The sequence below is a fragment of the Stenotrophomonas sp. SXG-1 genome (assembly GCF_014083965.1).
Taxonomy (GTDB): Bacteria; Pseudomonadota; Gammaproteobacteria; order Xanthomonadales; family Xanthomonadaceae; genus Stenotrophomonas; species Stenotrophomonas geniculata.
Genome location: NZ_CP046588.1, coordinates 2,954,744 through 2,975,396 on the forward strand (window position 1 = coordinate 2,954,744; position 20,653 = coordinate 2,975,396).

A 20,653-nucleotide genomic window follows, 5' to 3' on the forward strand; every position below is an offset into this window, starting at 1 on the left:
GCCCCACCAGCATGCCTTTTGACACAAGTGCGGGCGCGGCCGGCCGGGTTAACCTCGGGCCCTTGTCTGCCTTACCGGAGTTCCTACCTTGACCACTCGCCTTGCCCTTGCCGTGGCCATGTCCCTCGGCCTTGCCCTGCCCGCCTTCTCCGCCGGCGCCGCCACCCCGGCTGCCAGCACCCATGCCCAGCAGGCCAATCCGTTCTTCGCCGAAAGCCCGCTGCCGCTGCACTTCCCGCAGTTCGACAAGATCAAGGACAGCGACTTCGCCCCGGCCTTCGACGCCGGCATGGCGCAGCAGCTGAAGGAAGTGGAGGCCATCGCCAACAACAAGGCCAAGCCGACCTTCGACAACACCATCATCGCGCTGGAAAAGAGCGGTGACATCCTCGACCGCGCGACCACCGTGTTCTTCAGCCTGGTGGGCGCCGATACCAACGACACCCGCAAGAAGCTGCAGGCCGACTACTCGGCGAAGTTCGCCGCGCACAGCGATGCGATCGCGCTGAACGGCAAGCTGTTCGCGCGCATCCAGGCACTGTACGACACCCGCAGCCAGCTGGGCCTGGACGCCGAAGGCGTGCGCCTGGTCGAGAAGTACTACGACAACTACGTGCGCGCCGGCGCCAAGCTGTCCGACGCCGACAAGGCCAAGCTGAAGGAAATGAACGCCGAGCTGGCCAACCTGGGCACCAAGTTCAGCCAGAACGTGCAGTCGGAAGTGAACGCTTCGGCAATCACCGTCGACGACGTCAAGGAGCTGGACGGCCTGTCCAAGGAGCAGATCGCCGCCGCTGCCGAAGCCGCCAAGGCCCGCGGCCAGGACGGCAAGTACGTGATCACCCTGCTCAACACCACCGGCCAGCCGCCGCTGACCAACCTGGCCAACCGCGCCCTGCGCCAGAAGATCTACGAAGCGTCGGTCAGCCGTGGCAGCCGTGGCGGTGAGTTCGACAACACCGCGCTGGTCTCGCGCATCATGCAGCTGCGTGCCGACAAGGCCAAGCTGATGGGCTTCCCGAACTTCGCCGCCTACAACCTGACCAACCAGACCGCCAAGACCCCGGAAGCGGTCAATGCGATGCTGGGCAAGCTGGCCCCGGCCGCCGTGGCCAACGCCAAGCGCGAAGCCGCCGACCTGCAGGCGATGATCGACAAGGAACAGAAGGCCGCGCGCAAGCCGACCTTCCAGCTGGAACCGTGGGACTGGGCCTTCTACAGCGAGAAGGTGCGCCAGGCCAAGTACAACTTCGACGAGTCGCAGCTGAAGCCGTACTTCGAAATGAAGAACGTGCTGGAGAACGGCGTGTTCCATGCCGCCAACCTGGAATTCGGCCTGACCTTCAAGCAGCGCACCGACCTGCCGGTCTACCACGATGACGTCACCGTCTACGACGTGTTCGACGCCGACGGCAGCCAGCTGGCGATCTTCATCTTCGACCCGTATGCACGCGCCTCCAAGCGCGGTGGTGCGTGGATGAATTCCTACGTTTCGCAGTCCAAGCTGACCGGCTTCAAGCCGGTGGTCGCCAACCACCTGAACATCCCGAAGCCGCCGGCCGGCCAGCCGACCCTGCTGACCTGGGATGAGGTGAACACCACCTTCCACGAGTTCGGCCATGCCCTGCACGGCATGTTCTCCAACGTGAAGTACCCGTACTTCTCGGGCACCTCGGTGCCGCGTGACTTCGTCGAGTTCCCCTCGCAGGTCAACGAGATGTGGGCCGACAACCCGGTCATCCTGAAGAACTACGCCAAGCACTACCAGAACGGTTCGGCGATGCCGCAGGCGCTGCTGGACAAGGTGCTGGCGGCGGCCAAGTTCAACCAGGGCTTTGCCACCACCGAGTACCTGGGTGCAGCCATGCTTGATCAGCGCTGGCACCAGATCGGCGCCGACCAGGTGCCGGCCGCCAAGGACGTGATGGCCTTCGAGCGCGCCGCGCTGGAGAAGGACGGCATCTACTACGCGCCGGTTCCGCCGCGCTACAAGACCCCGTACTTCAGCCACATCATGGGTGGCTACTCGGCCGGCTACTACGCCTACATCTGGTCGGAAGTGCTCGACGCCAACACCCAGAAGTGGTTCAAGGACAACGGCGGCCTGAGCCGCAAGAACGGCGACCACTTCCGCGCCACGCTGCTGTCCAAGGGTGGCAGCGTGGATGCCATGCAGCTGTTCCGCGATTTCGCCGGCCACGAGCCGCAGATCGAACCGCTGCTGGAAAAGCGTGGCCTGACCGGCGCCGGCAACTGATCGCCGCTGCGGCAGCCTGAAACGAAAACCGCCCGGGAAACCGGGCGGTTTTTTTGTTGGGTCATCCACGCATGGCGTGGATGCTCTTGCAGATCAGCGTGGCGCCACGTACCCGCCCGGCACGCCTTCCGGCGACAGCACCAGCTGCCACAACTGCGCATGCCGGCAGCGGAAGGTGGCCATCGATCCGGCCAGGTAGAACCGCCACATGCGGCGGAAATGCTCGTCGTAACGCGTGTCCAGCTGCGGCCACGCCGCTTCCACGTTGCGTCGCCAGGCCTGCAGGGTCAGGTCGTAATCGGTACCGAAGTTGTGCCAGTCCTCCAGCACGAAACGGCCTTCGAACGCCCGGGTGATCTGCACTGCCGACGGCAGCATCGAGTTGGGGAAGATGTAGCGCGCGATCCACGGATCGGTGCGATGCCGGGAGATGTTGGTGCCGATGCTGTGCAGCAGCAGCAGGCCACGCGGCGACAGGCAGCGTTTGGCCACCTCGAAGAAGCTGGCGTAGTTCTTGTCACCGACGTGCTCGAACATGCCGATCGAGAAAATCGCATCGAACGGTTCGTCCAGTTCCCGGTAGTCCTGCAGGCGGATTTCAATCGGCAGCCCCGCGCACAGCTCGCGGGCAAACTCGGCCTGTTCCTGCGAAATGGTCACGCCCACGCCGCTGACGCCGTAGCGCTCGGCTGCGAACTTCAGGGCTTCGCCCCAGCCACAGCCGATGTCCAGCACACGCTGACCCGGGCGCAGCCCCAGCTTGCGGCACACCAGGTCGAGCTTGGCTTCCTGCGCGGTGTCGAGATCGTCGGCATTGCGCCAGTAGCCACAGCTGTAGACCAGGCGCTGGCCGAGCATGGCCTGGTAGAGATCGTTGCCGAGGTCGTAGTGGCGGCGGCCGACTTCGTAGCTGCCCTGCCCCACCTGCAGGTTGAACAGGCGCGCCTTCAGCGCATCGGCCACTTCGCGCCAACCGTGCACCCGTTCGTCCAGGTGCGCCTGCATCAGGTGGACGAGGAATTCATCCAGGACGTTCGCATCCCACCAACCCTCCATGTAGCTCTCGCCGAGGCCGAGCGAGCCTTGGCCCATGACCCGCGCGAAGAAGCGCGGGTCATGCACCTGGATATCCTGTGGCTGGGTACCGCCGATGCGGACCCCGGCTTCCTGCAGCAGGCCGGCGACCCGCTCCTGCAACCCTGTATCCACGCCACCTCCTCGACTGCGGTCAACCGCGTGCGAACAGCTCCACGTAGTCCTTGGCCACGTGCGGCAACAGCACCGCCGCCGGAACATCGGCGGTCTGGGTGCCGTCCGAGTATGGACCCACCTGGTAGGGCGGGAAAACAAAGCGCAGTGCCGTGATCTGCCCCTTGTCGTCGGTCAGCGGCTGGAACTGGCTGAAATTGTCGGCCTGCGGGCCGGTACCGTCGGCGATCATGCGCGATGCGTTGCGCAGCGATTCCTGCAGCTGGGCCGGGTCCATGTCCTCGCCGCTGAGCCGCGTGGCCACGCGTTCGCGCAGCTGGTCGGCAACGAAATCACTGATCGCCTTCCAGCCCTTGGCATCGGCCACCAGCTTGTCGGCGCTGAGCATCTGCTGCTGCGCCGGCAGCCACACGAAACGCGCCACCAGCGGCTCGCCGTGGGCGCCACCGGTATAGCGGCTGCCATCGGCACTGACCACCACCAGCTGTGGCGTTTCCAGCAGCTTCTCGAAGCTCAGCGACAGCTCGTAGGGCATGGTCGGCTTGTCATTGCCCAGCCCGTCCAGTGCCTGCTGCAGGTCGCTGCGAGCGCTGGTGGCATAGTCCTGCAGCGCGCGTGCCAGGCCCGGGTAGCGGTCGATGCCGGCCGGGTAGCTGATGCCCACCACTTCGCGTTCGTTGTTCTCGATCACGTCGCGCAGGTCCAGCGGCGCTTCCGTGGCCGGCGTTTCGCCTGCGGCGGTGGTCTCGGCGGCAGGTGCCCCGTCGGCCACCGGTGCCTTTTCGCTCTCACGCTGGCAACCGGCCAGCAACAGCACGCCCACCACGCCGGCCAGCACGCTGCCGTGCAATGGCCGGTTGTTTCCAATCTTCATCGGGATCCCCTGTTCATGTTTGTACATCATCGCCTGCCATGGCTGAAGCGTGGCCCGCTGGCATTCAGCCAACGAGCAGGTCGTGGTACTCCTCATGCCGCTGCAGGAAGGCCTCGGCGTAGGAACACGCCGGCACCACCTTGTACTTCTGCTCACGGGCAAAACGCAGCGCCACACGGGTCAGCTCACCGGCAATGCCCCGGCCGGCGATCGGCTCGGGCACCTCGGTATGCGTGATGACCATGCGCCTGCGTTTGATCTGGTAATCCAGCACCGCCAGCTGTCCGCGCACACGGGCGGTGAAGCGATGGTTGGCCAGGTCGTGTTCGACCTCGTAGGCCAGACCGGGGGGCGTGACCGAAGCCATGGAACTGTCTCCTGCGGCGACTGCGTGGATGGTGCGCAGCCGGGCGCCATGATCGCGTGAAGCCTGAACAGGGGCAAGTCCAGTCCGTTCACGTCAGTTTTCGACCCTCAAGCTGGAGGGCCGGCGGCCGCTATCGCCTGTGGAGGGGTACGGCCAGGCTGGCACGGCCCTTGCGACCGTTGATCATGCGCACCACCGCGGAGGCACCGATGCACCCCAGCGATCCCCATTCCGATACCGACCGCGCCCTGCTGGAGGGCCTGCTGCAACTGGCGGTGGAAGGGCAGACCGAAGACCAGGATTTCCAGCGCATCGGCGAGGAAGTATTCGCCCGCCTGCTGGACACCTACGGCCAGCAGACCGCAGTCTGAACCTGCCGGGGCGGATCGCTGCCGATCCGCCCCGCTCCCGCCATCAACCGCCGCCGAGGCGGAAGGTCGGGTTGGAAAGCTCGCGCAGGAAGTGGGTGAAGATGCTCGGCTGCATGGCCAGCATGAAGATCACGCCGAACGCCGCGCCCGCCAGGTGGGCGCTGTGGTTGATGCGGTCACCGCCGCGCTTGTCCATCCAGATGCTGTAGCCGACGTAGAACGCGGCGTAGACGATGGCCGGCGCCGGGATGAAGAACACCAGGATGATCGACCACGGCTTGATCAGGATGAAGGCGAACAGCACCGCCGACACCGCCCCGGACGCACCCAGGCTGAGGTAGTTCGGGTTCTTCTGGTTCTTCAGGTAGCTGGGCAGGATCGAGACCAGCAGCGCACCGATGTAGAACGCCGGGTAGGGCAGGTAGCTGCCGGTCAGCTGCACCATCACGCTCTCGATGAATCCCCCGAAGAAGAACAGGGTGATCATGTTGAAGATCAGGTGCGACCAGTCGGCATGGATGAAGCCATAGGTCACCAGCCGGTCGTACTGGCGGTGACGGTCGATGGCCGGCGGCCACAGGATCAGGCGGTCGGCCAGCTTGCGGTTGTTGAACGCCATCCACGACAGGATGGCGGTGATGGCGATCAACAGCAGATTGACGGGGGTCATGTCAGGCTCAGGCGCTACGGTAGTTGTCGACCATACGATAGCGTTTTGCGTACCAACCGAAGGCCAACGCCGCGACGAAGGCGAAACCGGCGAAGAAGAACATCAGGAATGCCGCCTCGCTCAGGCCGGTACTGGCGATCTTGTGGGTCACCACGTCATTGCGCACGGCTGCATTGGACAGCAGCACCCACAGGTTGCCGATGGTGGTGGTCAGGTTCCAGAAGCTCATGACCACACCCTTCATGGCCTGCGGCGCCTGGCTGTAGGCGAACTCCAGGCCGGTGGCCGAGACCAGCACCTCACCGAAGGTCAGCAGCGCGTACGGCAGCATCTGCCAGAAGATCGACATGGCGTTGCCCCCGTCCATCACCACCTGGATGCCGCCGACCACGATCCAGGCCAGGCCGCTGAAGGCGATACCGGCGGTCATGCGGCGCAGCGCGGTCGGCTCGAAGCCGAAGCGGCGCAGGGCCGGGTACAGCACCAGATTGTTGAACGGGATCAGGATCATCACCAGCAGCGGGTTCAGCGCCTGCATCTGCGAGGCGGTGAACCAGCTCGGCATCTGCATCTGCTGGCCCTGCAGGACCCAGGTCGAGGCCTTCTGGTCGAACAGCGAGAAGAACGGCGTGGTCAGCGCGAAGATCACCAGCACGCGCAGCACCGAGCGCACGCCTTCCACGGCTTCGGCCGGATGCTGGCCACGGGCACGCTCCAGCTGCAGCCAGGTGCCGCCGCCGATGCCCGCCAGGATCGACACCAGCGCCAGGCACAGGCAGATGACGATGCCCAGCGAGCCGACCAGGCTGAACGAGGCTGCTGCCAGCACCAGGCCGAGCACGGCGATCACCAGGCCCGGACGGCCCTGGCCGGTCACGCGCGTGGTCAGTGCGGTACGCACCACGTTGGCGAACGAATGCGGATCCTTCGGCGGCAGCGGCACCAGCACGTAGCGCTTGCGGCCCAGCCAGAACACGAAGGTGGCGATGAACATCAGGATGCCCGGGATACCGAACGCCCACTGCGGGCCCCAGTTCTTCAGCACCAGCGGGATCAGCAGCGAGGCGAACAGCGAGCCGAAGTTGATGATCCAGTAGAAGGCGTCGAAGACGATCTTGGCCAGGTGCTTGTTGCTCTGGTCGAACTGATCACCCATGAACGAGGCCACCAGTGGCTTGATGCCGCCGGCACCGAGCGCGATCAGGCCCAGGCCGAGGAAGAAGCCCTCGCGGCTGTTCTCGAACAACGCCAGGCACAAGTGGCCGGCGCAGTAGACCAGGCTGAACCAGAGAATGGTGTGGTACTTGCCGAAGAACCTGTCGGCCAGCCAGCCTCCGAGCAGCGGGAAGAAATACACGCCGATCATGAAGCTGTGCATGATGTCCTTGGCTTCACCGGCACGGCCTTCCGCAGTGATTTCCTGCAGCAGCAGCGAGGTGATCAGGAACTGCACCAGGATGTTGCGCATCCCGTAGAAACTGAACCGCTCGCAGGCCTCATTGCCGATGATGTACGGGATCTGGCGCGGCATCTTTCCCTGGCCGGCGATGGGGGCAACTGCGTCGTGGCTCATCCTGTAAGGCAATCCTGCAAAGCGAAAGGCGCAAGATTACCGGAAGCAGGGCTTGCGAAGCACGCTGCAGGGCTGCATGACAACGGTGCCAATCCATGGCAGACACCGCATGCCATGCCGGAAGTCACGGCACCTGCACGACAAAAGCGTAAACTTATCGTTATGCGCCCCCTCGCCCCCGCCCGTCTCCTGCTCAGTTGCCTGGTGCTGCTGATGGCGTTGCAGGCGCAGGCGCGGCCGCAGGCACCGGCCACAACGGCCAGCTCCAGCGAGCCCCGCCAACTGACCGTGGCCGCGCTGGAGCTGCCCAGCCGCGATGATGCGCAATGGAAGTTGCGCCGCGAACAGGTCGCACAGTTGCTGACCGACCTGCAACCGGACGTGATCTCGGTGCAGCAGGTGCTGCAGCAGCAGGGCCGCAACCCGGCCTGCTGGCTCGCCACCCGGCTGCGCTACAGCTGCGACTTCGTTACTGCCGATCCGCCCAGCCAGCCGTTGCGGCATGGCAACGCGATGCTGACCCGGCTGCCGGTCAGCGAGGATGGCGTGACCCTGCTGCACCCACCCGGCACCTTCAGCGCCGCCGGCATGATGCGGCTGAAGCTGGGCGAGGCACTGGTCAACATCTATGTGGCACGGCTGCGCCCGGACCCGGACGAGGCCACCGCCCGCCAGCATCAGACCAGCGACCTGATGACCTGGATCGGCGCCACCGCCGAGGGCATGCCCAGCCTGATCGCCGGCGATTTCTCGGCAACCACCGTCGAGCTCGTGCGCAGCACCCCGGGGTTCCAGCCCGCCCGGCGCAATCCCGGCGGTCGCGTCGAGGCGCCTGCGGCCAGTGGCGGCGGCAGCAGCGGTCATGGCCTGGATGTGCTGTTCCAGGTCAAGCACTTCGGCGGCATCCGCCAGCAGCCGATCCTGCTGCCGGCCGACGGCGACCTGCCCGGCCTGCGCCTGGGCGTGATGGCCACCCTGCGCCTGCAGGGTGATACCGCCGCTACCGAATGACTCCTGCAACAAAAAAGGCCGGGTTTTCCCCGGCCTTCTCCGTTCATCCCATCACCGCGATCAGGCGATCGCTTCCTGGTAACGGCGCTCGACCTCGTTCCAGTCGATGACGTTGAAGAACGCGCCGATATATTCCGGACGGCGGTTCTGGTACTTCAGGTAGTACGCGTGTTCCCACACGTCCAGGCCGAGGATGGGGGTGTTGCCCTCCATCAGCGGGCTGTCCTGGTTACCGGTGCTCTCGACCACGACCTTCTTGTCCGGGGTCACGCTCAGCCAGGCCCAACCGCTGCCGAAACGGGTCAGCGCAGCCTTGGTGAAGGCGTCCTTGAACTTGTCGAAGCCGCCCAGGTCCTTGTCGATGGCCTTGGCCACGTCGCCCACCGGGTTGCCGCCAGCATTCGGAGCCATCACGGTCCAGAACAGCGAGTGGTTGGCATGGCCGCCACCGTTGTTGCGCACCGGACCCTGCAGGTTCTCCGGCAGCGACTTGAGCTTCTTCACCAGTTCTTCGACCGGCAGGTCAGCGTACTCGGTGCCTTCCAGCGCCGCGTTGACGTTGTTGATGTAGGTCTGGTGATGCTTGGTGTGATGGATTTCCATCGTCGCCGCATCGATGTGCGGTTCCAGCGCGTCGTAGGCGTAGGACAGCTTGGGCAGGGTATAGGCCATGATGCATCTCCTGATTGCGAGGGCACCCGACGGTGTCGGGCGTTGCGCGGTGAATGATGGGGACAGACCGCCAGATTACCAAGGGGGATGTAAAGGAAATTGCGTCCTGCCAGTGAGCACGACGGCAATTGTTACGCAGCAGTGACGCGATGCCATCCTCATGCACCGTGCAGCGCACAGGCGCTACAGTGCCTGCACCGCCCTCGCCCGCTCCTTGCCCATGCGCAACCCCCGGCTGCTGATCACCGCCATCGCCCTGCTGCTGCTCGGCCTGGTCGTCAACCACTTCATGCAGCGCCCGCCGGCGCCGCAGTTCGCGCCGGACCTGCAGGGTGGGCCTGCCGCGCACGCGCCGGCCATGATCACGCCCAGCAAGGACAACAGCCTGCCCGCGTTCCTGCCCGCTGAAGCCCGGCAGACCATCGCCCTGATCCAGCGTGGCGGCCCGTTCCCGCACCGCCAGGACGGCAGCACGTTCGGCAACCGCGAGCAGCAGCTGCCGCAACGCCCGCGCGGCTACTACCGCGAATACACCGTCGATACCCCCGGCGCCCGCACCCGTGGCACGCGCCGCATCGTCACCGGCGGCGATCCGCCGGAGGCGTGGTACTACACCGACGACCACTACGAATCGTTCCGCAGCTTCACCGTACCGGCCCAGGGAGCGCAGTGATGAGCCACGATGATTTCGGCCTCGGCCTGCATGACATCAACAATGCTGGCGTCTACGCCATCGACAGCGACGACATCGGCGCACTTGCCGCAGCGATGCGCGATGCCGGGCTGAAGGTGATCCGCATCGATCTGGAAGGCGTGGGCGACAAGCGCACCCTGCTCGCCCGGCTGGCCGCGCAACTGGATTTCCCGACCGGCTTCGGCGGCAACTGGGATGCGCTGTCGGACAACCTGCGCGACCTGCAGTGGCTGCCAGCCAACGGTTACGCGCTGTTCCTGGCCGACGTGGACACGTTGCGCGCCTCCACGCAGAAGGACTTTGACACCCTGCTGGACGTGATGGACGAAGCCAGCCGCGACTGGGTCGGCCGCGACGTGCCGTTCTGGGTGTTCCTCTCGCAGAGCGCGTGAGGTCACTGCCCTGGTGGATGCCGACCTTGGTCGGCATGCGCTGATGCCTCGGTAGAGGCCGACCTTGGTCGGCGCTTCTGTGCCAACCAAGGTTGGCACCTACCCAAGCGCGAGCCGGCCACTGTGTGGCGCGCCCGCCTTGCCTAGCGGCTCCCGTTGTCTTCCTGCAGTTCCTTCTTGAACGGGATGTCCGGCGGCGGTCGCGCCACGGCCGGCTGGTCCTGCATGTTCGGATTGGTCAGGCCGCAGCCACCACCGGCCTGCAGGATCGAGATCACGCAGGAGATCCTCGTACTGGTACCCGGCAATGGAATCTCCATCGCCTTGACTCCCTTGCGCACCCACTCGGCCAGCAGCGATTCCTGCGGGACCCAGTACTTGTCGAACGAAGTGGGCGTGTAGTCGTAAGGCGGTCGCTTCAACCAGGTGCCCGATTGCGCGATGCGTTCCTTGCTCCAGCCATCGTTGGCACCCCCGGGCGCACCGCGCTCGGCACGACCCTCGCCTTCCTGGCCCGGCACACGCACGCTGCCATCGGCATTGAACAGGCCACTGCCCTTGCCGGTGGTGCTGGCCTGGCGGGCGCCCTTGTCGGCGCCGTCATGGTTGCGTCTCGATGCACCCCAGTCATCACCCTTGGCGGGGGTGGCCCAGTTGCCCGGATTGGGGGCCGGGCGCGCTCCTGCCTGAGCCGGGGTCGTGCTGGATGCAGCAGGCCGCGCAGTGCTGCTGCTCGCCTGCGTCGCGCTGCCGTTGGCTGCCGGCGCGGGTGTTGCCGCGGGTGCATTCCCACTGGAAGACGAAGGGGCTGCGGCCGGTGCCGAGGCTACTTCGCGCTCGCGCACCTGTACGTCACGACCCGCCGGCGCACGCACCGCCGGATCACGACCGGCAACGGTTGCCATCCGCACCTGCGGATCGACCACCGCCTGCACTTCACGCTCGCGCACCTGCACGTCGCGCTGCGGCACCCGCACCTGCACATCGGCCGTGCGCAGCGGCTGCGACACCGCCGGTGCATCGACCGTACTGACTTCGCGCTCCTGCACCTGGATGTCACGCAGCTGCGGCGTCCGCACCGCGATTTCCGGCGCACGCAGTGCGGTTGGGGTTGGCGGCGCCTGCACCGGCTGCACGCTGCGCTCGCGCACTGCGGGCGTGGTGTCACGCGGCACGATGCTGACCTCGGTGCGCGGCACGCTCACCGGTGGCACCACGAAATCCGTACTGGCCTGCGCTACTTCGGTGGCCTGCACCGGCGAGGGTGGCGGGGCCGCAAGCGGGGCCGGCTCGGCTTCGGCCAGCGGCGACGGCACGCTGGCTATCGGTGCTGGAGCCGGCGCGGGTGCAGGCGCCGACGCGGCCGCAGGACGTGGATCAGGTGCCGTCGCTGCCCCTGCCTCCTGGCCGGCGGCAACCTGACCCGCCGGTGCAGCCGCAGCCGCTTCGGCACCCGGCTGATCGCCACCACCTTCCTGGCTGGCGCGACCGACGAATTCCACCTGCACACGCTCGCCTTCGGCGCCCTCTGCTTCCGGTGCCGTGGTGCGGATCACCGCAACCCACAGCAGCAGCATGAAAAACAGCAGGTGCAGCAGCGCGCTGGCAAACGCCGAGGTCCAGCGCATCCAGCGCTGATCGCGCGGCGCAGCGTCCCAGTCCTGCCAGAACAGCCGTCGCAGCGACTGCCACGGTGACAGCCGGGGCGATTGACCCGGCGGCCCAGGCAGCGGGCGCGGCAGCAATACCGCAATCACTTCGCGGGCGTGGAACGGCCGCGGCAGCGGGCCCAGCGAGCGCAGCCACAGCGCCCAGCCATAGGGCAGGCGCGTAGACTTCTCGAGGACGGCGCGTGGCTGCTGGCGGGCCAGCAGCAGTTCGATGAGTTGCTCGGCCCGGGTCAGAGGCACGCGTCAGCGGTCAGGCGACGTTGCCGCGCGGGATGTACGGCGCGTGGCCGCTGTCGTGGTCGGTCGCGTCGCGCACGGCGGTCACGCCCGGCACGCGGCCCATCAGGGTCTTCTCGATACCCTGCTTGAGCGTCACGTCGGCCATGCCACAGCCCTGGCAGCCACCACCGAAGCGCAGCAGCACCACGCCGTCGGCCGAAACTTCCTGCACGGCCACCTTGCCGCCGTGCGAGGCCAGCTGCGGATTGACTTCGTTCTCCACCACCCAGTGCACGCGCTCGACCAGCGACGCGGCATCGCCGGGGGCCTCGCCCTTGATGCGCGGTGCCTTGATGGTCAGCTGCTGGGTACCGGCGGTGCCGGCGACGATGTCGATCTCGGCGCCGTCGAGCCAGCCGACGCTGCTCGCATCGACGTAGAGGGTGAAGCCATCGCAGTCCACCGCCCACTCGTCACCAAGCAGGTCGGTCGGTTCGGCGAATTCCAGCCGGGCATCGGCGCGCGGGGTACCGGGGTCGACCGCGCTCAGGCGCACGCCCATGCCGGGCACGGCCTCGCGTTCGATCAGCTTGCGGAAATGGGTCTGGGCAGTGTCGGAGATCTGGATCATCAGGCTATTCTAGCCAAGTAAGCGTCAGCCGCTCATTCGGTTTATACACCGTCCGGCGCATTGTTCAGTCAACACGAGGTGGAGATTCCCATGGCCGACCTGATTCCACTGGCCCAGGCTCGTTGCGTGCCGCGCAAAGGCAGCGACCACAAGCTTGGCGAGGCCCGCCTGGCCGAACTGCTGCCGCAGGTTCCCGGCTGGGAGCTGAGCGAGGGCGGGCAGGCCCTGACGCGCACTTTCCGCTTCAAGGATTACTACGCCACCATGGCCTTCGTGAACGCGCTGGCCTGGATCGCCCATCACGAGGACCACCATCCGGACCTGGGCGTGCACTACGACCGCGCGGTCGTGCGCTTCTCCACCCACGATGTGGGCGGCCTGAGCGAGAACGACTTCATCTGCGCGGCAAAGACTTCGGCCCTGACGGAGCAACTGCCATGAACGTACGTTTGCTGAGCCTGTCCCTGATCGCTGCGACCGGCCTGGCCGGCTGTGGCCCGTCCGAACCACCGGCACCACCACCGCCGCCGCCGACCGAAGTGGCCGCGGTGAAGACGCCGCCGCCGCAGTACCCGCTTGAGCTGGCCTGCATGGGCGTGGGCGGCACCAGCACCTTCAAGGTGACCATCGGCGCCGACGGCAAGCCGAGCGAGGTCGCGCTGTTGACCGGGGCCGGCAACCCGCAACTGGACGAACTGGCCAGGACCGCCGTGCAGGGCTGGCAGTTCAAGGCCGCCACCCGCAACGGTGCTGCAGTGCCGGCCACCATCCAGGTACCGGTCAGCTTCAACCCGCCGCAGCCGAAGCCGGACCAGTGCTTCGCCATCGAAGAACGCCTGCGCCGCGGCGGCTGATCGCCCGCGCCCCGACGAGGCCAGCCGACGCCCGCCTCGCCCTCGCCGCCCCGGCCTTGCCCGGGGCGGTTGTCTATTGACCAGGACCGCGTCGGTACATGCTGCAGATTCCTCCCGAAAACATCTGGATCGCACTGGCGGTCACTCTTGCGGCTGGCCTCGCCACCACCATCGGCAGCCTGCTGGTGCTGTTCTCACGGCGCCCCAACCCGCGCCTGCTGGCGTTCGGCCTGGCCTTCGCCGGCGGCGCGATGGTCTATGTGTCGCTGTCGGAGATCCTCAACAAGTCCATTGCTTCGTTCGCGCTGGCCTATGGCGAGCGTACCGGTTTCACCTACGGCACCCTGGCCTTCCTGCTGGGCGTGATCGTGATCGTGCTGATCGACCACTTCATTCCCAACCCGCACGACAGCCTGGACAAGCAGGACCCCGCGTTCCGCGAGAACAGCCGCGAGTACCTGAAGCGGGTCGCACTGCTGACGTCGGTCGCGATCACCGCGCACAATTTCCCGGAAGGGCTGGCAACCTTCTTTGCCACGCTGGAAAGCCCATCGGTGGGCATGCCACTGGCCTTCGCCATCGCCATCCACAACATTCCCGAGGGCATCGCGATCGCGGTGCCGGTGTACTTCGCCACCCAGAACAAGTTCTATGCGTTCAGTGCCAGCCTGCTGTCCGGCCTGGCCGAACCGGTGGGCGCGGCGCTGGGCTACTGGTTGTTGTCAGGATCGCTGTCGCACGCCACGTTCGGCTGGGTGTTCGGACTGATCGCTGGCGTGATGGTGTTCCTTGCGCTGGATGAGCTGCTCCCGGCGGCCAAGCGTTATGCCAAGGGCCACGAAACCGTGTATGGCCTGGTGGCCGGCATGGGCACCCTGGCGATCAGCCTGGTGTTGTTCAAGTGGTGAGGGGTTTGCAGCCAACGGGCTGAGCCCCCTCGTGGCTGGTACGTCCTGCAGTATCGAGAGGTCACGGGAGGGGTCGGCTTGCAGGGGTGTCCGCCGCTTGCTCGTGTGCGCTGTCCTGCGCACACGGCAAGACCGGGGGTGGGCGTCCTGCCCAACCCGCCCGAGGCATGCCTCGGGCCCATGCGGCGGACACCCCTGCAAGCCGACCCCTCCCGTGCCCCGTCATTTTTCCGTGCGTGCCAGCCGCGCGATGAAAGAACAAGAAAGCGAAGCCCGCGCTGCGCGCGCGAGTCGAGCGTGGCTCGACTCTACCCGGGCCGCCACGCGGCCCGGGTCTGCTCTTCTTTTGATGTTCCGTGGCTGACGCACACGCGATCTGTCGAAGGGCGGCCCGGATGGGTTGGCGGGGGTGTCCGCGGCATGGATGCCGCGGCCAAGCCCCCAAGGATGGGTTCACGGCGTCCCCCGCCAACCCATCCGGACCGACCAAAACCGGAATCCCGCTTTGGAGGCCAGCCGCGAGGGGGCTCCGCCCGTTGGCCGGTCAGCCCCTCGCAGAGGCTACTTCAGCCGGTCCAGCGCCTCAACCAGCTCATCCGCCAGCGGCGCGTTCAGCACGTATGGGCTCTTGCCGTCATCCAGCGCGAACTCCAGCGAAGCCGCGTGCAGGAACAGGCGTTTCAGGCCGATCTGCTCACGAAGCCGCTTGTTGACCGCCGGATCGCCGTATTTGTCGTCACCGGCCACTGGATGCCCCAGATGCTGGGCATGCACGCGGATCTGGTGGGTGCGGCCGGTCTCGATACGCACCTCGCAGTATGAATGGCCGCCACGACGTTCCAGTACCCGGAAGTGGCTGATCGATTCCTTGCCGATCGCATTGACCTGCACATGGCGCTCGCCGCCCTGGCGCAGGCCCACGTGCAGCGGCGCGTCGACCGTCATCACGCCGTCGGGCATGCGCCCGGCCAGCAGGGTCAGGTAGCGCTTGCGGATGCCGGCGCCATGGTCTTCACGCAGCAGCGCCTGCAGTTCGCTCAGTGCCGAGCGCTTCTTGGCCACGATCAGCAGGCCCGAGGTGTCGCGATCCAACCGATGGACCAGCTCGAGGGTCTGGCCCGGGCGCAACGCGCGCAGGGTCTCGATAGCGCCGAAGCTGATGCCGCTGCCGCCGTGGCTGGCCACGCCAGTGGGCTTGTTCAGGGCCAGCAGGCGGGCGTCCTCGAAGACGATGGCCTGCTCCAAGCGGCGCATGAACGCCTCCGGCGGGCCGGCCTTGTCTCCTTCTTCACTGAGACGAACCGGCGGCACGCGCACCTCATCGCCCGCCTCCAGCTTGCGTTCGGCCTTGGCACGGCCGCCGTTCACCCGCACCTGGCCGCTGCGTACCAGCTTGTAGACCAGGCTGCGCGGGGCGCCCTTCAGCTGGCCGAGCAGGAAGTTGTCCAGGCGCTGGCCGGCGCGGTCGGCGGGAACGGTGATCATGCGCACGGAAGGCTTGTCGCCAGCGGGTTTGGTCGGGTCTTGGGCGGTCATCAGGCTGTTTATTCTGTTACACTCGGGGGGCGAGATAAGGGATTGATTTCGTTGGAAGTTACTCAGGGCCAGAAGCCCAGCTTCCGACGAATCCGGCACAGTGCGCGACCACCGCCCGCGGGGCGGCCATGTTAGCGGCTCACCGGCCTTCCCGGCCATCGCCGGATGCCTGACACGCAACCGTGCTGAACATGTCCCGCGTGGCGCTCCAGCCTGGCTGACAGCTGCCTGCGGCCTGTAACACCCCAAAACCCATAAGAGTGAAGCGCTCCCGCGGCCTGCCGTGGTGTCGTAGCGCTGGAAACCCAAGCCGCCCTCCCCGCGCTTGCGCGAATGGGCGGCGAACCGTGTCCAGAGGCGAAACCCCATGGCGTTCCGCGCGGTAGCCGCTTGCGAGGAACGCAACAATGAAGCGAATGCTGATCAACGCCACGCAGGCTGAAGAGCTGCGTGTTGCCATCGTGGATGGCCAGTCGTTGTATGACATCGACATCGAACAGCCGTCGAAGGAACAGAAGAAGTCCAACATCTACAAGGGCCGGATCTTCCGCATCGAGCCCTCGCTGGAAGCGGCCTTCGTCGAGTACGGTGGTGGCCGCCATGGCTTCCTGCCGCTGAAGGAAATCTCCCGCGACTACTTCCAGGCCGGTGTCGACCACAACAAGGCCGGCATCCGCGAACTGCTGAAGGAAGGCCAGGAGATCGTCGTCCAGGTCGACAAGGAAGAGCGTGGCAACAAGGGCGCTGCCCTGACCACGTTCATCTCGCTGGCCGGCCGCTACATGGTGCTGATGCCGAACTCGCCCAGCGCCGGCGGCGTGTCCCGTCGCATCGAAGGCGAAGACCGTGCCGCCCTGAAGGACGCCCTGGACAAGCTGAACATCCCCGACGACATGGGCGTGATCATCCGTACCGCCGGCGTCGGCCGCGATGCGGAAGAGCTGCAGTGGGATCTGGACTACCTGCTCAACGTCTGGCGTGCCATCGCCGAAGCCGCGCTGAGCAAGCCGGCCCCGTTCCTGATCTACCAGGAATCGCGCCTGATCGTGCGCGCCCTGCGTGACTACCTGCGCGCCGACATCGGCGAGATCCTGGTGGACACCGAGGAGATGTACGAGCACGCCCGCGAGTTCATGCAGCAGGTGATGCCGCAGACCCTGCGCAAGCTCAAGCATTACAAGGACGACATCCCGCTGTTCAACCGCTTCCAGATCGAATCGCAGATCGAAGGCGCCTACGAGCGCAACGTGCGCCTGCCGTCGGGCGGCTCGATCGTGGTCGACCAGACCGAAGCGTTGACCGCCGTCGACGTGAACTCCTCGCGCGCCACCAAGGGCAGCGACATCGAGGACACCGCGTTCCAGACCAACCTGGAAGCGGCCGAAGAAGTGGCCCGCCAGCTGCGCCTGCGTGACCTGGGCGGCCTGGTGGTGATCGACTTCATCGACATGGCCTCCAACAAGCACCAGCGCGAGGTCGAGAACCGCCTCGCCAACGCGCTGAAGTACGACCGCGCGCGCGTTCAGGTCGGCCGCATCTCGCGCTTCGGCCTGCTGGAAATGAGCCGCCAGCGCCTGCGCCCGAGCCTGGGCGAGTCCAGCCAGATCGTCTGCCCGCGTTGCGACGGCCACGGCCGCATGCGCAGCGTCGAGTCGCTGTCGCTGTCGATCATCCGCGTCGCCGAAGAACATGCGATGAAGGAAAACACCGGGCAGGTGCTGGTCCAGGCCCCGGTGGAGATCGCCAACTACCTGTTGAACGAAAAGCGCAGCGCCCTGCGCGAGATCGAGCAGCGCCACGAGGCGCCGATCGTGATCGTCGCCGACGAGCAGTTGCACACCCCGCACTACACCGTCACCCGCCTGCGCGAGAACGAGCTGGGTGAAGAGAGCAACAAGCCCAGCTACCAGCGCGGCACCCCGCGCAAGTTGCCGGTGCACGCGCTGACCAAGGGCCAGCTGAACATCCCGCCGCCGGCGGTGACCCAGGTCAAGCACACCTCCCCCGCCCCGGTGCGCGAGGAAGTGGAGCCGGCCAAGGCAGCCCCGGCCCCGGTCGCGGTCGCACCGACGGCCCCGGCCCCCAGCGGCGGCGTGATCGGCTGGCTCAAGCGCGTGTTTGGTGGCGAGCCGGCCCCGGCGCCGGCGCCGGCCGCTCCGGCGGCGCGTCAGTCGCAGGACGGTGGCCGCAAGGAACGCAACAAGGATCGCAACAAGGACCGCAAGGACCGTCGCGACGACAATCGTGGCAACGGCAACGCGCAGCAGCAGAAGGACGGCGGCAACCGCAAGGACCGCGGTGAGCAGCGCAAGGATGGCCGCAACGGCAACAACGGCAATGCCCAGCCGCAGCCGCAGCAGGGCAAGCAGAAGGAGCCGCAGCAGAAGGATGGCCAGCAGCAGCCGCAGCAGCAGAACAAGCCGCGCAACGAGCAGCAGGGCCAGAACCAGAACCAGCAGCAGCCGAAGCTGAAGCAGCCCAAGCAGCCGCGTCCGCAGCAGCAGGACGGTGACAAGCCGGCCGAGAAGCCGCAGCGCGGTGCCGCCGATGCACCGGTCGACGCCGTGACCGCGGCAGCAGCCGTGGCCGCCACGGCCGCCGCCGCCAATGGGGTGACCGCACAGGAAGCCACTGCACCGGTCGCCCCGGTGGCCGCCGCTCCGGTGGACGCCGCAGTAGCGGTCGAGACCGGTGCCAACGAGGCCGAGGTGGTTGCGGTTGCCGGTGAAGAGGCCGCAACCGACGCCAATGGCGAGCAGGCAGGCGAAGGCGCGACCCGCCGTCGCCGTGGCCGTCGTGGTGGCCGTCGTCGTCGTCGCGGTGGCACCGAGAACGCCGCCGGCAGCGACGCTCTGGGTGATGACCAGGACGAGGGTGATGACAGTGATGACGCCGACGGCGCCGAGCCGAACGTCGACAGTACTGCCGGCACTGCGCCGGTCGCTGTTGCGCAGCCGGCCCGTTCGCAGCCGGAGTTCGACTTCGATGACGAAGTCGAGCCGGTCGTTGCCGACGCCTCGAAGCCGGTCCGTGCTGCCGCCGCCGTTGCCGCCGCACCGGTTGCCGTGTTGAGCAGCGCCGTGGTCAAAGCCGCCGCCCCGGTCGTGGCTGAAGTGCAGGCCCCGGTCGAAGCTGCTGCGAAGACCGAAGCGGTGTCCTCGCCGGTGCAGACCAGCATGCTCGATGCCATCGACGCCGCGACCCCGGCCCAGCCGGTAGCCGCTGCCGCGCCGGTGATCGAAGTCATTGCGCCGGTGACCGAAGCACAGCCGGTCGCGGTTGAAGCAGCCCCGGTGGCTGAAGCCGCTCCGGTGATCGAAGCGAAGCCGGCGGCGGTCGAAGCTGCGCCGGTGGTTGAAGCCAAGCCGGAGATCGTTGAAGCCACTCCGGTGGTTGAAGCCACTCCGATGGTTGAAGCCAATCCGGAGGCCGTTGAGGCTGCGCCGGTGGTTGAAGCCAAGCCGGTCGTCGAACCCGTCGTAGCCGCCGAACAGCCGGTCGCTCCGGTGGCGGTGGAAGCCGCGCCGATCGAAGCCGCTGCCCCGGTCGCCGAAGCGGTGGTGACGCCGTTGATCGACCCGGTCGCCGATGGCCATGCCGACGCTGCAGCCCAGGCTGCAGAAGCCAAGGCCGACGAAGAAGACGAAGAGACTGCCAAGCGCACGCCGCCGGCGAACTGATCGCTCTTTGATCGCATGTAAACGAAACGGCGGGGATCAATGATCCCCGCCGTTTTTGTTTGTGCCTCGGGCGCGTGCAGCGCTCTGGAAGAGGCCGACCTTGGTCGGCGCCGTTGTTGGAGCGGACGCGGACACGTCCGTGCCAACCAAGGTTGGCACCTACCGAAGCGTGCTCCGTCAGGGTTTCGGTGCGAACTGCAGACGGGTCCACACGCCGTAGTGGTCCGAGGCCCAGCGACCGCTGTCATCGGGCTGGTCGAACAGGAGCTTGGCCTCACGCGCGACCATCTCGTCCTGCTGGAAGAAGATGTGGTCGATCCGCGAGGGTGCCTGGTAGTAGTGCCGGTTCAATGTACTGACCCCGGCCAGGTCAGTGTTGACGTGCACGCTGCCGTAGCTGTCGCCGTAGTGGCTGCGCAGCTCGCTCAGGTCACCAGCATCCACCAGCGCATTGAAGTCGCCGGCGATCACCACCGGAGCACCGGCCGACGTTGCAGTGATGAAGCGCAGCAGGTCCTCGACCTGGCTGCGGCGGATGCGCTGCCCGCTCTCGTCACTGCGCTCGTTGAGGTGCGTGGCATAGACGTTCACCGGCGTGCCATCGACGTCGATGCGCAGGTGAGCAACCGTGCGGTAGTCGTCCAACGGCTGCAGCAGATGATCCCCCTGGGCGAGGATCGGCCGCCGCGTCAGCAGCGCATTGCCGTAGCGCTTGGGCGCCCCAACCGGATCGGTGGACACGAACACGTACCTGTAGCCGAGTTGGCTGGCCAGCCATTGCGCCTGGTTGCGCACGTTGCGGCGCTGGATCACCTCCTGCAGGGCAACCGCATCCGGCTGCAGGCGCTTGAGTTCGGCCAGAATGGTGCGGCGCCGGCTCGGCCAGTCTTCGCGGTCATGATGCAGGTTGAAGGTGACCATGCTCATGCCCGGCGCGCTGGCAACGTCGGGCGCCGCGGTCGTGGCAGCCGGTTCGGCCGCCATCAACACGCCCGGCAATGTCAATGCAATGGCCAGCCCCAGGGCACGCACCGATGTGCGCACCCTCGCCCCCTGCTGCTTCAT

19 protein-coding genes are annotated in these 20,653 nt (G+C 66.7%); 9 read left to right on the plus strand and 10 right to left on the minus strand.

Translation table 11 applies throughout. The features are described from left to right. The first annotated feature begins 88 nt into the window (after positions 1–88). Positions 89–2,257, plus strand: coding sequence for a M3 family metallopeptidase (locus GOC52_RS13585; RefSeq protein WP_010486771.1), 2,169 nt, complete (start codon positions 89–91; stop codon positions 2,255–2,257). Between the two features lie 93 nt (positions 2,258–2,350). On the opposite strand, the gene cfa is transcribed toward GOC52_RS13585, so the two are convergent. The 3 genes from cfa to GOC52_RS13600 are packed head-to-tail and all read right to left on the minus strand — an operon-like array spanning position 2,351 to position 4,707. After that, positions 2,351–3,466 carry a cyclopropane fatty acyl phospholipid synthase gene (gene cfa / locus GOC52_RS13590; RefSeq protein ID WP_029380096.1) on the minus strand — a complete coding sequence of 372 codons (1,116 nt, stop codon included), beginning with the start codon at positions 3,464–3,466 and terminating at the stop codon, positions 2,351–2,353. Between the two features lie 19 nt (positions 3,467–3,485). Further along, entirely contained in the window at positions 3,486–4,367 is an 882-nt protein-coding gene (locus tag GOC52_RS13595) for a DUF3298 and DUF4163 domain-containing protein (RefSeq protein WP_010486767.1), read from the minus strand. A 37-nt stretch (positions 4,368–4,404) separates the two neighbouring features. Continuing rightward, the gene (locus GOC52_RS13600; RefSeq protein ID WP_006455911.1) at positions 4,405–4,707 is read right to left on the minus strand and encodes a GNAT family N-acetyltransferase; all 303 of its coding nucleotides are present in this window, start codon (positions 4,705–4,707) and stop codon (positions 4,405–4,407) included. Between the two features lie 185 nt (positions 4,708–4,892). On the opposite strand from GOC52_RS13600, the gene GOC52_RS13605 reads away from it, so the two are divergent. Beyond that, positions 4,893–5,078 carry a hypothetical protein gene (locus GOC52_RS13605; RefSeq protein ID WP_032952776.1) on the plus strand — a complete coding sequence of 62 codons (186 nt, stop codon included), beginning with the start codon at positions 4,893–4,895 and terminating at the stop codon, positions 5,076–5,078. Positions 5,079–5,121: 43 nt separating this feature from the next. On the opposite strand, the gene GOC52_RS13610 is transcribed toward GOC52_RS13605, so the two are convergent. Both GOC52_RS13610 and GOC52_RS13615 read right to left on the minus strand, forming a co-directional pair. Continuing rightward, positions 5,122–5,748: a rhomboid family intramembrane serine protease gene (locus tag GOC52_RS13610; RefSeq protein ID WP_191849654.1), complete on the minus strand. Its 627-nt coding sequence runs from the start codon at positions 5,746–5,748 to the stop codon at positions 5,122–5,124. 7 nt (positions 5,749–5,755) lie between these two features. Continuing rightward, on the minus strand, positions 5,756–7,321 hold the full coding sequence (locus GOC52_RS13615; RefSeq protein WP_049409328.1) for a POT-type proton-dependent oligopeptide transporter: 1,566 nt from the start codon (positions 7,319–7,321) through the stop codon (positions 5,756–5,758). 162 nt (positions 7,322–7,483) lie between these two features. Between GOC52_RS13615 and GOC52_RS13620 the strand changes: the two genes are divergently transcribed. Then, on the plus strand, positions 7,484–8,332 hold the full coding sequence (locus GOC52_RS13620; protein ID WP_126559435.1) for an endonuclease/exonuclease/phosphatase family protein: 849 nt from the start codon (positions 7,484–7,486) through the stop codon (positions 8,330–8,332). A 60-nt stretch (positions 8,333–8,392) separates the two neighbouring features. On the opposite strand, the gene GOC52_RS13625 is transcribed toward GOC52_RS13620, so the two are convergent. Then, the gene (locus tag GOC52_RS13625; protein ID WP_005410310.1) at positions 8,393–9,004 is read right to left on the minus strand and encodes a superoxide dismutase; all 612 of its coding nucleotides are present in this window, start codon (positions 9,002–9,004) and stop codon (positions 8,393–8,395) included. A gap of 220 nt (positions 9,005–9,224) precedes the next feature. Between GOC52_RS13625 and GOC52_RS13630 the strand changes: the two genes are divergently transcribed. Together GOC52_RS13630 and GOC52_RS13635 are read left to right on the plus strand one after the other, a co-directional pair. Next, positions 9,225–9,677 (plus strand): guanyl-specific ribonuclease, encoded by a 453-nt coding sequence (locus GOC52_RS13630; protein WP_191849656.1) that lies wholly within the window; start codon positions 9,225–9,227, stop codon positions 9,675–9,677. Beyond that, positions 9,677–10,090: a barstar family protein gene (locus GOC52_RS13635; protein ID WP_010486750.1), complete on the plus strand. Its 414-nt coding sequence runs from the start codon at positions 9,677–9,679 to the stop codon at positions 10,088–10,090. The genes GOC52_RS13630 and GOC52_RS13635 overlap by 1 nt, the downstream gene beginning before the upstream one ends. Before the next feature lie 143 nt (positions 10,091–10,233). On the opposite strand, the gene GOC52_RS13640 is transcribed toward GOC52_RS13635, so the two are convergent. Next, positions 10,234–12,000, minus strand: a complete 1,767-nt coding sequence (locus tag GOC52_RS13640; protein WP_191849658.1) for a hypothetical protein — start codon at positions 11,998–12,000, stop codon at positions 10,234–10,236. A gap of 10 nt (positions 12,001–12,010) precedes the next feature. Then, complete coding sequence (locus tag GOC52_RS13645; protein ID WP_191849660.1) at positions 12,011–12,610, minus strand: NfuA family Fe-S biogenesis protein; 600 nt, start codon at positions 12,608–12,610, stop codon at positions 12,011–12,013. A gap of 90 nt (positions 12,611–12,700) precedes the next feature. Between GOC52_RS13645 and GOC52_RS13650 the strand changes: the two genes are divergently transcribed. From GOC52_RS13650 to zupT, 3 genes are all read left to right on the plus strand, one after another. Continuing rightward, complete coding sequence (locus GOC52_RS13650; RefSeq protein ID WP_005417612.1) at positions 12,701–13,051, plus strand: 4a-hydroxytetrahydrobiopterin dehydratase; 351 nt, start codon at positions 12,701–12,703, stop codon at positions 13,049–13,051. Continuing rightward, positions 13,048–13,464, plus strand: a complete 417-nt coding sequence (locus GOC52_RS13655) for an energy transducer TonB (RefSeq protein ID WP_010486743.1) — start codon at positions 13,048–13,050, stop codon at positions 13,462–13,464. Before GOC52_RS13650 ends, GOC52_RS13655 begins: the two co-directional genes overlap by 4 nt. Before the next feature lie 98 nt (positions 13,465–13,562). After that, positions 13,563–14,372, plus strand: a complete 810-nt coding sequence (gene zupT, locus GOC52_RS13660; protein WP_191849663.1) for a zinc transporter ZupT — start codon at positions 13,563–13,565, stop codon at positions 14,370–14,372. Between the two features lie 561 nt (positions 14,373–14,933). Here zupT and GOC52_RS13665 read toward each other — a convergent pair. Beyond that, positions 14,934–15,908, minus strand: a complete 975-nt coding sequence (locus tag GOC52_RS13665) for an RluA family pseudouridine synthase (RefSeq protein WP_029550681.1) — start codon at positions 15,906–15,908, stop codon at positions 14,934–14,936. A 407-nt stretch (positions 15,909–16,315) separates the two neighbouring features. Between GOC52_RS13665 and rne the strand changes: the two genes are divergently transcribed. Further along, positions 16,316–19,588, plus strand: coding sequence for a ribonuclease E (gene rne, locus GOC52_RS13670; protein WP_191849665.1), 3,273 nt, complete (start codon positions 16,316–16,318; stop codon positions 19,586–19,588). A 177-nt stretch (positions 19,589–19,765) separates the two neighbouring features. Here rne and GOC52_RS13675 read toward each other — a convergent pair whose 3' ends face one another. Beyond that, on the minus strand, positions 19,766–20,653 hold the full coding sequence (locus tag GOC52_RS13675; RefSeq protein ID WP_019336628.1) for an endonuclease/exonuclease/phosphatase family protein: 888 nt from the start codon (positions 20,651–20,653) through the stop codon (positions 19,766–19,768).

Coding starts and splice junctions, on each gene's coding strand:
- GOC52_RS13595 (WP_010486767.1), bottom strand. CDS start 4,367: ATGTACAAACATGAACAGGGGATCCCGATGAAGATTGGAAACAACCGG.
- GOC52_RS13600 (WP_006455911.1), bottom strand. CDS start 4,707: ATGGCTTCGGTCACGCCCCCCGGTCTGGCCTACGAGGTCGAACACGAC.
- GOC52_RS13605 (WP_032952776.1), top strand. CDS start 4,893: ATGCGCACCACCGCGGAGGCACCGATGCACCCCAGCGATCCCCATTCC.
- GOC52_RS13610 (WP_191849654.1), bottom strand. CDS start 5,748: ATGACCCCCGTCAATCTGCTGTTGATCGCCATCACCGCCATCCTGTCG.
- GOC52_RS13615 (WP_049409328.1), bottom strand. CDS start 7,321: ATGAGCCACGACGCAGTTGCCCCCATCGCCGGCCAGGGAAAGATGCCG.
- GOC52_RS13620 (WP_126559435.1), top strand. CDS start 7,484: ATGCGCCCCCTCGCCCCCGCCCGTCTCCTGCTCAGTTGCCTGGTGCTG.
- GOC52_RS13625 (WP_005410310.1), bottom strand. CDS start 9,004: ATGGCCTATACCCTGCCCAAGCTGTCCTACGCCTACGACGCGCTGGAA.
- GOC52_RS13630 (WP_191849656.1), top strand. CDS start 9,225: ATGCGCAACCCCCGGCTGCTGATCACCGCCATCGCCCTGCTGCTGCTC.
- GOC52_RS13635 (WP_010486750.1), top strand. CDS start 9,677: ATGAGCCACGATGATTTCGGCCTCGGCCTGCATGACATCAACAATGCT.
- GOC52_RS13645 (WP_191849660.1), bottom strand. CDS start 12,610: ATGATCCAGATCTCCGACACTGCCCAGACCCATTTCCGCAAGCTGATC.
- GOC52_RS13650 (WP_005417612.1), top strand. CDS start 12,701: ATGGCCGACCTGATTCCACTGGCCCAGGCTCGTTGCGTGCCGCGCAAA.
- GOC52_RS13655 (WP_010486743.1), top strand. CDS start 13,048: ATGAACGTACGTTTGCTGAGCCTGTCCCTGATCGCTGCGACCGGCCTG.
- zupT (WP_191849663.1), top strand. CDS start 13,563: ATGCTGCAGATTCCTCCCGAAAACATCTGGATCGCACTGGCGGTCACT.
- GOC52_RS13665 (WP_029550681.1), bottom strand. CDS start 15,908: ATGACCGCCCAAGACCCGACCAAACCCGCTGGCGACAAGCCTTCCGTG.
- rne (WP_191849665.1), top strand. CDS start 16,316: ATGAAGCGAATGCTGATCAACGCCACGCAGGCTGAAGAGCTGCGTGTT.
- GOC52_RS13675 (WP_019336628.1), bottom strand. CDS start 20,653: ATGAAGCAGCAGGGGGCGAGGGTGCGCACATCGGTGCGTGCCCTGGGG.